The sequence below is a fragment of the Pseudomonas sp. 20P_3.2_Bac5 genome, from assembly GCF_025466035.1.
GTDB lineage: Bacteria > Pseudomonadota > Gammaproteobacteria > Pseudomonadales > Pseudomonadaceae > Aquipseudomonas.
In genome coordinates this window covers 126358-138539 of the sequence record NZ_JANLOA010000126.1, presented here as the reverse complement: position 1 = coordinate 138539, position 12182 = coordinate 126358, and the positions used below count along the sequence as shown (strand labels likewise).

Here is a 12182-nt window from a genome sequence, read left to right as displayed (position 1 = left end):
GCCGTCGAAGTTGCTGACGATGACTTCCTGACCAATACGCGGAATCGCCATATGGCCCCAAAGCGCACCGGCGATGTTCTGCGATACGCGGATCCAGCAGGAGCTGTGTTCGTCCTCGTTACCCTCGCGGTCCCACGGGAACTGCACCTTCACCCGGCCGAATTCGTCGCAGTAGATTTCCTCGCCCGGTGGACCGACTACCTTCGCCGGCTGCGGGCCGTCGATGCGCGGTTTGGGCAACGCCTCGGCGCGCCATTCGGCATCGTCCGGCACCAGGATGGCGACGCAGTTGTAGTGGGTGCCCTGGTTGGCGTCGGCGCTGTCCTCGCCCTGGCTGACGTATTGCTTGCCGTGGTGCTCCAGACGTATTGGGCGCCAGCCGCGGTTCAGGTCTTCGCGTGGGTGGCCGATGAGGTCGAAATAGATGCCCGGCACCAGGCGCGCATCGTCACCCTCGGTGATGACCTGGCAGGCCTCGCCGCGCAGTCCGCGCAGGCGATCACGGGTGAAGGCCTCGCCCACTTCGCCCTTGTAGCGGCCGGGATAGTCGTAGCGTTCGTAGCTTTTGGCCTGGTGCGCCAGGTCGGTGGCTTCGCGCCGGGTCTGCTGGTTGTACAGCGGGTTCTTGAAGCTGTAGTCGCGCTGGGTCTGGCGGGCACTGCGCACGTTCTCGGTGTAGGTGAAGGTGTGCAGCGCCGGGCCCGGACGATCGCCGCCGGGTTTGGGGTTGTATTCCACCGGCTGACCGGGCTGCTTGCCGAAGATCCACAGTCGGTCGCAATGGACCAGGCGGTGGCCTTCGGCGCTGTGCAGGAAACCGTAGAAAAAGCCTTCCTCGCGCATGATGCGTTCGACGAAGTGGTAGTCGGTGTCGCCGGCCTGCACGCAGTATTCGCGGGTTTCATGGGCGTTGGTGATGCGTTGTTCGTAGTCCAGAGCGAGGGCGTGTTTCTTCAGCATCGCGGTGGCGATGTCGGGCACGGTGAGGGTCTGGAAAATGCGCCAGTCCGAAGCCAGTCGCAGGCGGGCCAGGCGCGGCTCGACGACAGCGCGGTAGCGGGTGCGGCGAAAGCCTGTCGCGCCTTGCTGGAACGAACTGACCGAGCCGTGCACATAGCGCACGGGCTGGCCGCCTTGCCAGAGGGTGAGCAGCGCCGGACGGTCGAGGACCTGGCCAAAGTCGACGGCGGGGTTGGCGCAGCTCAGGTCGACGTCGAGGCGGAAGGTTTCGGAGAGGCCTTCAGTGAGGTGGAATTCGACGACCTCGAAGTCGTCGGGGCCGGTGGTGAAGGTGAAGCGCAGGTCGGATTGGGCGGGCATGGAAAGTCCTCGTCAGCCCTGTGTCGGGCCACTACTCCTTGTGCGAGAGGAAACGACCGGCGCACTAACGCGCCGGTCGCCAGGTGTACCTGCTAATCAGGCTTCCTGAGGTTTGCGCCAGTCGTCCGAGGACTCGGTACCGGAGATGACATGGGTCCAGGTGATCTTGCGGTAGGCCATTGAGACCTTGACCAGTTGGGTGTACCCGGCCATTTGAGTGTCTTGGGCGTGGGGCAACCGGGTGTTGATGCTGACGATGGTGGCGTCTTCAAGGCGGGTAGTGAAGAAGTGCTCCTGGAGCCCCTCGGTGGAGGTGCGGTACCACTTCACTTCCACCTCCGGCAGTGTCTCGCCGGTGGCCAGTGCCTGGTACAACATCGGTGTCGCCTTGTTCAGCGCCGCAGTGAACGTGAAAGGTCCGTGTACGCGCTGACCGGCAGGCTGACCGCTTTGCGGATCGGTCGGGGTGTTGATCAGGTGCTCGATTTCCTGGACCAGGATCTGGTCCTCGTGACCTTCCTGATAGACGTTACCCACGGAGTCGGCGGTAAATGCGCCTTGGGTAATGTGGCCCTGGGTTTTGCCCTGGATGCTGATAAAAGCAGGAGTCGGCATGGATAGCCTCCTTGTTTCGTTGATGTAAAGGCCTTGTGGGCCATGGCGCCATCGGTGATGGCAAGGGGTGTGAAGCAAGCGTTACTTCACGCTCATGAGCATTGCTGAGCTGCTCGAACGTCAGGACTTGAGGATGAAGTCCAGGGACTTGAGCACCTCTTCGGTGGTGCTCCCCAGACTGATTGAGAAGTAGAGATAGGCCGCGGCCAGGACCACACCGGCAATGGCCCAAGGCGCCCACACCGGCCATTGCCGTGCCAGGCGATAGCGACGGGACGCCACGTTGTCCGGCGGGTCGGTCAGGCGCTCGGGACTGTCACCGCGCTGTGTGCGGAGGATTCGATGCAGCTTGCCAATGACGCCGTTGAGGACCTCCTTGTTGTTGTGCTGCTGGCCGTACTTGCCCTGGAAACCCAGGCACAGGCAGAGGTACTTGAACTCCAGCACGTCACGGTAGCGAGCCGGGTCTATCTGCATGCGCGCGAGGACGGTAAAGAACTTCTCGCCGCCCCAGGTTTCGTTGTGGTGATAGCTGAGCAGCGAGCGCTCCCGCCATAGAGAGGAGCGCCCCCACTCGGTGGCCATCACGGCTTCGTCGATGAAGGCACAGAGTGCGTAGCGGTAGGCCAGTTGCGTGGCGCCGTCGTAACCCCGCTGACGGACTTCCTCGGAGAGCGCAGTAATCTGGTCGCGAACCGTGGAATAGAGCGCAGGTATGTCCTCGCAGCGGTCAAGCCGACGCAGGCGTATCACCAGGCCGAGCATTGGCTGGGCTGCATCAATCAGCGGGTTGAGGCTGTGACCGCGCAACTGGAATTGCAGGTCAGTGTCCTGGTCGGTATTGCTCGAGGATTCGAAGAGCAGCCTGTTCTTGTCCTGAATGCTCTCGGCTGCCGCAGAACGCTGCAAGTCGTCCCGCGCCCGCCCAGGCGCTGACGACTCGGGAGCCTCGGGCAGGTCGTTGCCGGTCTGGGTTGAAGTGCTCATGTCATTGACTCCGGATCGCCCAGAACTGCAGTTGCAGTTCCGGGAAATCACCGCTGATGTGGAAACCGAAGCTGTCAGCGCCCTTGGGCATCATCTTCTGCCAGTTGCCTGCGGTGCGATCGAGCTGGAAGTAGGTGAAGCCGGCGTGGAACGGCAGGTGTCTGGGCGCCACGGGCAACGGACTGAGCGGGATGCCTGGCAGTTGCAGGCGGATGAGGTCGAGCAGGGTTTGCTGGGAGGCCACCTTGGCCTGCTGCAGGAACAAATGGCGCATCTTCTCCAGCGGCATTCGGGCATGCACGGCGAGAATGAAATCGGCACTTTCCATCAGGCTGCCATCGTTGATCTGCGCGGTGAGAATGCCGTGCGCCTGCTTGACCAACGGAAGCGATACGGCGCGCGGCTGCAGCACGGTTCCGAGCAGGCGGCGCAGGGTTTGCTCCAGCATCAGGAAGGTGTTTTTCGGGTTGTCGTGCTGATAGGCAGGGAACTCGGGCGCAAGGCGCGAGCCGTCGATGCAGGTGGCTAGCTCACCGCTGGCCTGCCCGCAGGCCAGATAGGCATCGACGGGGCGCACATCGGGATCCCGGGCCAGATGGCGGAATTGGTGCTGCCAACGATTAAGGGCCTGCAGGAGGCTGAAATCAGTGAAATCCGCCACCCCGGACTGACCGGGCGAACCGATGCGTTGAGCGATGCTCTTGGCCCGCTCGTGCATCAGCGAAGAGATTTCCTCCATGAAATGCGCCAGTGGACGAATAGCATGGAGGTGCAGACCGGTGATGTAGAACCCAGCGTCCATCAGCAGACTGCCGTCGGGCCGCAGATCCAGAATACGGCTCAGGGCCAGGCTGGTGAAGGCACTGCGATCATCGCGCTCCAGTGCCAACTGCAAGTTGGGCACGGCCAGGTCCAGCGGGGCGTGATTGCCCTGGTGACTGTGAGTGTCACGGACATCTTCCGAGTTCAGGAGATAGCGGGTATTGCCATAGCTGTCAGGCCAGCGCACCTGGCCGGTGCCGTCCGAACGCAACGGCAGCGTGAGATAGACCGTCTGGTTGGCCGCGCTGGCGTCGGGGATGGTCAGCGGATCCGGCGGCGGCTGGTCATGCGGGATGTCGAACAACGTACCGTCCGGCATGACACCCCGGGCGCGAATGATGGCAATCTTGCCGAAGGCGAGAAACTCCTGGTTCAGCTCCAGTTCGGTGAAGCCGTACCAGTACCGGCTACCACTGCGGGCATTGATGCAGTGCTCCAGATACCGAGTGGTCTGCTGGAAATGCTGGGGTTTGACGAAGAGTCCTTCGCCCCAGACGACGGGATTGCGGGTGGTCATCGGTAAGTTCTCGCAGGAGAGGAGGCGTCGCCAGGGGCTGGCGCGGAGCGGTAGCTTTCATCGGTGAGCGCAACACGGCTGCCTTGCAGCATCACCATGAGCGGGTATTTGCGACCGCGAGGCTCGATGCGAAAAACGTCGTGCCAACGCTCCGCATTGGGGTCGTGGAAATCCGCCACCACCGCGATGTAGCGAGCCTTTTCGTCGACGTCGGCGAACTCGATGAACTTGAACTGGCCAGGCGTGAGGATGTAGTCGTCCGAGGCCAGGAGGGTGCTGCCCAATACTTTTTCGGGCGTGTTGCGGAGCAATTCAGGGTCGGCGTTTTCGAGCATGGAGTCGTCCTTCAACTGCAATACGCGAAAGCCAACGGGCGTGGCGTTGTTCGGTGGAGCACGCACTTCGGCCGCCTGAGCCAGAACCGGTTCACGGCCGTACTGGCCCAGGTCTGGGCTACCCATGGCGGAAGCCCCGACGCCACCTTCACGGTTGGACAGCACCGGCGCTTGGCGCAGCACCCAGTTCGAGGGGAGTGGCCATCGCGCGGTCGTGGTGCCGGCGAACAGGGTTTCGGGCTGTGATTTGCCAAGGGTCAAGGGTGGCGCGTGCTCGTCTACGGCCAGGCCGGGAATGGCCAGGCGCTGACGCACAGCGAGGGTGGTGAAGGCGCTCGTTCGCTCGCTCTCGAAATGACCGAGCAGTGCACGCAGATGCTCGATCAGGTCGTCCTTGCTCGCACTGCGAAAATTGACCGCGAAAGGCCCCTGCTCTTCCTGGTCCCATGGCGCTGGTTCCGCTTCGTCGACAGGCGCGGCAGCCGGGTAGCTCAGCGAGTTGGGGTTGACGTCCGGGCTGGCATACAAGCTCAGAGCGACCTGCGAAGGTTGGTCCTGCGCAGCACCGACCTGGATGGACGGACTCATCAGCACCTGGCCCGTTTTTGTGAGCACGTTGCCCACGGTGCTGCAGCCGACAAGCGCGGCCGAGGCCAGCAGGAGCGCAATGGCGTGCCTCATCATGCCTCCGCGCGCAGCGCCTGATCGAAGGCCTGCTCGAAAACTTCCCAGAACAGCTTGTCGAAGCCTTGCTGCCGGCCGGAGGTCAGTTCGTCGTAATAGTGCCCGTACATTTGCCAAGCCCAGTCGGTAGTCTGCGGCTGCCCGCTGCGTGCAGGGCGATAGCGCTGGAATCTCTGCTCCAACTGTTCGGGTGAGAACGCCTGCAAGAGCGCGGCGAGCCCGGCGGTGATGGCCTTGTGTGTCGCAACCTGCTGTCGGCGAATCTGCTCCAGTGACTCCTCCACCGCAGCAGCGGGTGACAGGTGGACAACGCTGCGTTCGGTGGAAAACAGCGCTCGCACGGTGTCCGGGTAGTTTTGTCCCAGACGCAGAGGGTTGTCTTCGATGGGCTGCAGCGTGCGCCCGGCCAGGGAGATTCTTTGCTGATCGTCAGCCTGGGGAGCATTCAGGGCGCACAGGCCGCGAATCAACGCTCCGAGCGCACGCCCCGACTCGTTTAGCAGCGCGTAGGCCTCCGTCTCATCGATCGCTCCGACCGGCGCGCCAATACCCTCCACCAAGGGCTCGACCAGGCTGACAGGCTCTGCGTTGCTGGAAAACTGCCGTTGAATCCACTCTCGGGCGGCGGCGGGCTGAATGTCCTGTACCGACATGTTGGGTTCTCCTGGGGCATGCATGGGGGCGCCGTAGATGGCTTCGGATCGGGTGCTCGCGACGTCGGCCTGGGCGGCCAGCGGCGTCTGTCCGTAGTGACTTGGATCGAGGTTGGCAGTTGAGCCGTCGTGGACGACGTCGAGGGCCTCGAGAGGATCGAGCAGGCCTTGAGGCCCTTGGGGGGCTCCGAGCGCCTGGAACTCGGCCCAACCTGATTGCTGTCGATATTCGCTATCGACCTCATGCGGCTCAGCGCTGGGCAAGGCCTCCAGAAAGTCCATGGGCAGATATCCAAGGTCGCCGGAATGAAGCTCGGCATCGCCCGAAGGGTGAAGGTCCTCTCCCAGGTCAACGGAGATCCGGTACGGGCCGATGTGCAGCCTGTCGCCATTGCTCAATCTGGCGCAGGCATTGGTACCGAGCGGTTGTGTCTGGTCATTGACGGTGGTGGCCCCGCAGCGATCGATAACCAGGAAATAGCCATCCTCGAGGAGAATCTCGCAATGCAGGAGACTGACCCCACCGTCGCGATCGCGCAGTGTCCAGTTGGCGTTCTGCGATCCGATGGTGCCGCCTTCGGCAACGAAGACATGGCCAGGCTTGCTGCCTTGCTGGAGCACCTGGGGGTTGTCTACCACCAGGGACAGGCGCCGAACGGCGTTATCTACAGTCATGTGCGTACCGTGAGTCGAACAGGGGGAGGCGTGCGCAGGGGCGGCTGCTCGAGAAAACTGGTCCAGCCAAGCTGGCAGCCGGTGTCGTGCCCCAGGTTGAAGGCGGGGATTTCGTGCTCGCACAGCCCCAGCTCAAGATCGCAAGGGGTCTGGTCGCGCAGCAGATAGGCGACCAGCATGCGTAACCGTTCGAAGTTCTCGCCGTTGGGCAGGAACTCGCGAAAACGTGCCTCCGACAGGGTGTGGATGACGATGGTGAATTTGCAGTGACGGGTTCGGACGCTATCGCCGAGGCGAAAGCTTTCGTCCAATTGCCCGTTGCGCAGCCCAAGCTGTGTGCGGTCGTCCACGGCGATGTCGGAATAGCGCAGTTCGAAGTCGCGGATGCTGACGTCCGGCAGGTCGAAGCAGTGAGCAATGAGCCCCGTTACCATGGCAGGCGAGCGGCTGCGGTGAACCACGGCACCGGCAAAGCTGAGCAGGCGACTCCAGGCGATGGGCGTGGCGCCGCGAATGGCATCATCCTTGAGTCCCACCAGGGCGAAGAGACGCTGTGAAAGTCGGTCACTCGCGCCCGGACGGAAACGGATGTAGTGGCGGTATTTACGCCAGGCCTGGTGAAGCAGGGTCAGCAGACGGTGGTTGAAAAAATCGAAGAAGGCAGGACGGATACCTTCACCCTGCCCCGCCTCGTAAGCCAGGCGTTCGAGGTAGTACGACGGCAGCGGGGAATCGGGGCCGTGCATACCGAAGAAGGTCGCCTGCACAAGGTACTGATGCGGCAGATTCCCCTCCAGACGCTGCGCCAGGAAGACATCCGAGGCCGGGAATCCGACGCCGGCAAAATTGCTCAGGCGAATGCGCTGCTGATCGGCCGCATAGGCCTCGGCAGACTCCAGATCATCACCATGCAACCCATGCAGGCGCTCGAGCAGGCAGAAGAAGTCATGACTTCTGGCCTCGCCAAGCAAGACGTCATTCAAATCAGGGGCTGGGTTCCGCTGCGCATCGACCATGCGTAGTGCTCCTGATTCTTGACGTTGATGGCCTCCAGCACATGGAAGGAGGAAATGCTGGCGTACACGGAGAGGAAGTGGCTCAGCACCGTGCCAAAGAGATACAGATCGCCCTCGCAGGAGAACCCGTCCTGATCGAGCTTGACCACGGTGCGCAATCCGCGGATGGGGAGTGCCTTGAACATGCGATCGATTGGAGCGGTCTGCACCTCCAGCAAAGCGCCCAGGCGCATCTGTGTGGAGCGTGCGCGCTGGACGTCATGGTGGGCGGCGAAATCATAGGCGCGGATAACGGCCTTCAAGGGCTCGGCCGACAGTAGTGACAGGTAGGTCGGCGACAGGTTGGATATAAGGGTCCACAGCAAATCACCTTCCAGCACCGGTCGGTACGAAGGGGTTGGCGGGGTCAGGTTGCGGCAGGCCACGAAGGTGGGCATGCCCGGCGTGCGTATGCAGATGTCGCCCACCGCCAATGCCTGCGGCAGGTCGCGATTGCTGCAGGTCAGGGCGAAAGAAACGGTCTCTTCCCGCCCGATGTAGCGTTGTTCGTCGCTGCGCACGAACGACACCCGGTGCTCGACACCGGCGCTCATCAGCGAAGGCTCGATCCGGGTGCGGTAGTAAAGGACGGTCCGCCCCTGCTCGAAGTCGATCTGATGGCGAAGGGACTCGAACGGTTGGTAGGTTCGCAACCAGGCGCCAGGCTGACCGGAGGCTTCGCTCTTCCAGCCGTCGACGCGATCAATGCTGAATATCTCATAGGCATCAGGTCGCTGGCCTGCTGGCCGCACGCGATGGTCGAGGGTCTTTCCGGTCAGCCTTACCGGTTCGGCGTCATGCTCGAAGAGGTTGACCGCGGGCGCGCAGTACAGCGCCATGTCACCCGTCTGCACCCGCACATCGTCCGGCATGGGACGGGTAAAGCGGAACTCCAGGCGGATACGTTCGGTGCTGGTGACGGGCCAGAGTGAGCGCAGCCCGGCGAGCCCGAAGAAGAAATAGCGGCGAGGAAAAAGGAAGTACTCCTGCAGGATGCGGTATCCGTCCAGGGCGTTCTTCGGATAGGGCAGCAAGGCTTCGTCCGGGCTGAACCCTGGGAAAACAATCTGGCTGGCAGGGATGTGCCTGACCACGCCGTCGCATTCCATACTCACATCGGCCAGGTATCTGGACAGCCACAGGTACAACGTCATGGCGGTGTAGTCGCTGCCGCTCAGGTAGAAATCCAGGCGGTCACAGTCGTAGGTACTTGGCGGATTTCCACTCAGGGTGATGAGGTCCACGCGGACCGTCGATTTCTCCAGCGAATGCGCATCGCTGATTTCACTGATCTGCAACGGATAGACATCGACGTTCGCGCAGGTGCGGAACTCACACTCCACACCGTCGATGCTGCGCGACCGGATACGCGCGCCCTTGGCGATGCGCTGGCGGACGGTGATGGACCGGTCCACGGGCGGAAACTGCATGATGGTGGTGCTGGGAAGCGAGCGCAGATAGTTCGGCCACAGCAGTTGCAACAGAGGATGCGTCAGCTCGGGAAAGTCATCGTCGATTTTCAGCCGCAGCTTGGCTGTCAGGAAAGCGAAGCCCTCCAGCAGCCGCTCGACATCCGGGTCGGTGGCCTCGTCTCCCAGAAACCGGGCCAGTTGCGGATTGTTTCGCGAGAACACTCGACCGAGCCGACGCAGGTAATCCAGCTCCTCCCGAAACTTGCTCTTCAGTGGCATCCCGCCTCCCCGGTCATTGTCTTCACAACACCTGAATCCGTTGTTGCCGCTGATGAACCAGCAGGTCTATCTCGACCTGCTCGGAAGCCTCCGCAAGCGGGATCTGACAATGCAGGCGAAAGCACAGACCCAGCGGCTGCTCGGCCGCAGCAAGCATGCGAACGTCCAGCACCCGGACGCGAGGCTCATAGAGAGCGATCATTTCCCGGATGTTCTGGCAGATCTGGTTTCTCAGTTCCAACTGGCCCGCAGTGGCATCATTCATGTCAGGCAACCCCAAGCCAGGGCAGCTCTGCGAGCCACCCTGACGAGCGTTGAGCAACTGTTCCAGGTTGTTCTTGATGGCCAGAATTCGCTCGGACGCCAATGCCTGCCGGGTGCGCAAGCGCCTAGGCGGCAGGTCCGGGTCGAGCCGCTGAAACAGACTTCCCAGACCTGGCGAGGGCGATACGGTCAAATTCACCGTCATTCCTTGTCGAGCCGACCGACAAGCGAGAGCTCGAAGTTGGCGCCCATGTACTTGAAGTGCGGACGGACCGAGAGCGATACCTGATACCAACCCGGATTACCCTCGACGTCCTGCACCGCGATTTTCGCCGCGCGCAGAGGTCGACGGCTGCGCACATCGGAAGACGGGCTTTCCTGGTCGGCGACGTATTGCCGAATCCAGTTGTTGAGTTCCCGCTCCAGGTCCGGACGCTCTTTCCAGCTACCGATCTGCTCGCGCTGGAGCACCTTGAGGTAGTGGGCCAGCCGGTTGATGATCATCATGTAGGGCAACTGCGTGCCGAGCATGTAGTTCGTCTGCGCCGCCTGACCTTCGGGCGTCTTCGCGAACACTTTGGGGCGCTGCACCGAGTTGGCCGAGAAGAAGGCCGCGTTGTCGCTGTCTTTGCGCATGGTCAGCGGAATAAAGCCTTCGCTGGACAGCTCGAACTCGCGCCGGTCAGAGACCAGTACTTCGGTGGGGATCTTGGCCTGAAGCTGGCCGAGGGATTCGTAGAGATGAACCGGCAGGTCATCTACGGTGCCGCCCGACTGCGGACCGATGATGTTCGGGCACCAACGATATTTGGCAAAGCTGTCGACGATGCGACCGGCCAGCGCAAACGAGGTGTTACCCCAGAGGTAGTTGTGGTGATCGCCGTCGATGGTCTCGCGATAGTCAAAACTGCGAGCCGGGTTCTCGAGTGGATCGTAAGGCTGGCGCAGCAGGAAGCGCGGCATGGTCAGCCCCAGATAACGCGCATCCTCGGAATCGCGCAGGCCGCGCCACTTGGTGAAGCGTGGCCCATCGAAAATGTCCTTCACTTCCTTGAGGTTCGACAGTTCCTGGAACGATTCCAGATTGAACATTTCCGGTCCGACGGCACCAAGGAATGGCGCATGGGCCATCGCCCCGACAGAGGCGACGTAGCCGAGCAGCTTGATGTCCGGAGCCGACGGCCCGAAGGTGTAGTTGCTGACCATGCACCCCACCGGCAGACCGCCAAACTGACCGTAGCCAGAGGTGTAGACGTGTCGATAAAGGCCACTGCGGGTGATATCGCTGGCGCTCTCGAAGTCTTCCAGCAACTCCGGTTTGGTCACGTGCAGCAGGTCGATGATCGTGTTTTCGCGGAAGTCCGTACGGTCGATGAGGAACTTGAGACCACGCCAGCTCGACTCCAGCGCCTGGAACCTCGGATGATGCAGGACCACGTCCATTTGCTTGCCGATTCTGGCGTCGATCTGCGCCAGCATCTGGTCAACCAACTGTTTGTTGATTGGTCGCTGCTGATCAGACGACTTGAGCATTTCAGCGATGAAAGCAGCTACACCGCGCTCGGCAACGGCATAGCCCTCCTGGCTTGGCTCGATTCGCGTCTGAGCAAGAATCTGGGCCAGCAGGCCACCTTCATGATTGGAACGTTGTTGCTCGACAGGGGCGGATTGCGCTTCGGTCATGCTCATATCCTTTGAAAAATGAATGGATGAATTGCTCGCCAGCCCATTCGGGCCGGACAGAACCGGATCAGCTCACGCTTTCGCCGAGCACTGCTTCCAGCTCCTTGGCAAGCTGGCCGCGCGCAGCTTCATCACCCAACATGGCCTGCAGTTGCTTGCGAAATTCCGGGACATTGCCAAGAGGCCCCTTGAGAGCGACCAGCGCCTCGCGCAATTCGAGCAACTTGTTCAGTTCAGGAATCTGGCGGGCGACGGCGTCAGGGCCGAAGTCATCAATGGAATGGAAGGTCAGATCAATATCCAGCGAGTCATCCGCGCTGTCTGAAAGTGTGCTGGAGACACTTTCCTTGAGGCCGATGCATTGTTCAGCCATGACACTGTTGAACGTGTCCTTGTCGATACGAACCGGAATTCGGTCTTCGAGCGCACTGTCTTCCTCTCGCCCGATAAAGTCCCCCGCCACCAGCAACCGCAAAGGGAGTTCCACTTCTTCCTGCTCACCATTGGTGGCGGGAACATAGGTGATATTGATTCGCTCCTTGGGGGCGACCGAGCCTTTTTTATTTGCCATGAACTACTTCTCCGGAAGTTCGCTTATTAGTTGGCGCTCATCGAAATACCCGCACATGCATGCGATGAAACGCGGCGCTCCGATGAGCTCATCGAGTCACATAGAAATCATCTAGCTCATGAATAAATTGACCATTTCGCTCCGCACCACTGCCGGAGCAACGCCAGCGAACTCGCCTCAATTCAAAACAGCGCCAAGACTAGAACAAGGCCAAACAGCAATAAAATAGGAAATTTCCTCATTATCACGAGGAAATGCCTTCAAATCTTAAGTAACAAACTAGAAGAAAGCTTACAAAGCTCTATCGGAA

The 12182-nt window shown here is 61.3% G+C and carries 11 protein-coding genes; all 11 read right to left on the bottom strand.

Features of this window, described 5'->3' with window-relative positions; all coding sequences use genetic code 11:
• The coding region (gene tssI, locus NTD88_RS23720; RefSeq protein ID WP_262191767.1) for a type VI secretion system tip protein TssI/VgrG at positions 1-1320 on the bottom strand (1320 nt) is incomplete at its 3' end.
• A gap of 96 nt (positions 1321-1416) precedes the next feature.
• Positions 1417-1935, bottom strand: coding sequence for an Hcp family type VI secretion system effector (locus tag NTD88_RS23715; protein ID WP_095156258.1), 519 nt, complete (start codon positions 1933-1935; stop codon positions 1417-1419).
• A gap of 120 nt (positions 1936-2055) precedes the next feature.
• Positions 2056-2922 carry a type IVB secretion system protein IcmH/DotU gene (gene icmH / locus NTD88_RS23710; protein WP_262156313.1) on the bottom strand — a complete coding sequence of 289 codons (867 nt, stop codon included), beginning with the start codon at positions 2920-2922 and terminating at the stop codon, positions 2056-2058.
• A gap of 1 nt (position 2923) precedes the next feature.
• A complete protein-coding gene (tssK, locus tag NTD88_RS23705; RefSeq protein WP_095156260.1) occupies positions 2924-4261 on the bottom strand; it encodes a type VI secretion system baseplate subunit TssK in 1338 nt (445 codons plus the stop codon).
• On the bottom strand, positions 4258-5277 hold the full coding sequence (gene tssJ, locus NTD88_RS23700; protein ID WP_262156314.1) for a type VI secretion system lipoprotein TssJ: 1020 nt from the start codon (positions 5275-5277) through the stop codon (positions 4258-4260). The genes tssK and tssJ overlap by 4 nt, the downstream gene beginning before the upstream one ends.
• Entirely contained in the window at positions 5277-6608 is a 1332-nt protein-coding gene (gene tagH, locus NTD88_RS23695) for a type VI secretion system-associated FHA domain protein TagH (protein WP_095156262.1), read from the bottom strand. The genes tssJ and tagH overlap by 1 nt, the downstream gene beginning before the upstream one ends.
• On the bottom strand, positions 6605-7624 hold the full coding sequence (gene tssG, locus NTD88_RS23690; protein ID WP_262156315.1) for a type VI secretion system baseplate subunit TssG: 1020 nt from the start codon (positions 7622-7624) through the stop codon (positions 6605-6607). Before tssG ends, tagH begins: the two co-directional genes overlap by 4 nt.
• Complete coding sequence (gene tssF / locus NTD88_RS23685) at positions 7588-9354, bottom strand: type VI secretion system baseplate subunit TssF (RefSeq protein WP_262156316.1); 1767 nt, start codon at positions 9352-9354, stop codon at positions 7588-7590. Before tssF ends, tssG begins: the two co-directional genes overlap by 37 nt.
• Positions 9355-9376: 22 nt before the next feature.
• Positions 9377-9823: a type VI secretion system baseplate subunit TssE gene (gene tssE / locus NTD88_RS23680; protein ID WP_410017309.1), complete on the bottom strand. Its 447-nt coding sequence runs from the start codon at positions 9821-9823 to the stop codon at positions 9377-9379.
• Entirely contained in the window at positions 9820-11301 is a 1482-nt protein-coding gene (tssC, locus tag NTD88_RS23675) for a type VI secretion system contractile sheath large subunit (RefSeq protein WP_095156266.1), read from the bottom strand. The genes tssE and tssC overlap by 4 nt, the downstream gene beginning before the upstream one ends.
• A gap of 67 nt (positions 11302-11368) precedes the next feature.
• Positions 11369-11872: a type VI secretion system contractile sheath small subunit gene (gene tssB / locus NTD88_RS23670; RefSeq protein WP_095156267.1), complete on the bottom strand. Its 504-nt coding sequence runs from the start codon at positions 11870-11872 to the stop codon at positions 11369-11371.
• Between the last annotated feature and the right edge of the window lie 310 nt (positions 11873-12182).

What these genes read in the sequence shown, in the direction of transcription:
- tssE (WP_410017309.1), bottom strand. Translation starts at nt 9,823, where the DNA reads ATGACGGTGAATTTGACCGTATCGCCCTCGCCAGGTCTGGGAAGTCTG.
- NTD88_RS23715 (WP_095156258.1), bottom strand. Translation starts at nt 1,935, where the DNA reads ATGCCGACTCCTGCTTTTATCAGCATCCAGGGCAAAACCCAGGGCCAC.
- tssB (WP_095156267.1), bottom strand. Translation starts at nt 11,872, where the DNA reads ATGGCAAATAAAAAAGGCTCGGTCGCCCCCAAGGAGCGAATCAATATC.
- tssG (WP_262156315.1), bottom strand. Translation starts at nt 7,624, where the DNA reads ATGGTCGATGCGCAGCGGAACCCAGCCCCTGATTTGAATGACGTCTTG.
- icmH (WP_262156313.1), bottom strand. Translation starts at nt 2,922, where the DNA reads ATGAGCACTTCAACCCAGACCGGCAACGACCTGCCCGAGGCTCCCGAG.
- tssF (WP_262156316.1), bottom strand. Translation starts at nt 9,354, where the DNA reads ATGCCACTGAAGAGCAAGTTTCGGGAGGAGCTGGATTACCTGCGTCGG.
- tssC (WP_095156266.1), bottom strand. Translation starts at nt 11,301, where the DNA reads ATGACCGAAGCGCAATCCGCCCCTGTCGAGCAACAACGTTCCAATCAT.
- tagH (WP_095156262.1), bottom strand. Translation starts at nt 6,608, where the DNA reads ATGACTGTAGATAACGCCGTTCGGCGCCTGTCCCTGGTGGTAGACAAC.
- tssJ (WP_262156314.1), bottom strand. Translation starts at nt 5,277, where the DNA reads ATGAGGCACGCCATTGCGCTCCTGCTGGCCTCGGCCGCGCTTGTCGGC.
- tssK (WP_095156260.1), bottom strand. Translation starts at nt 4,261, where the DNA reads ATGACCACCCGCAATCCCGTCGTCTGGGGCGAAGGACTCTTCGTCAAA.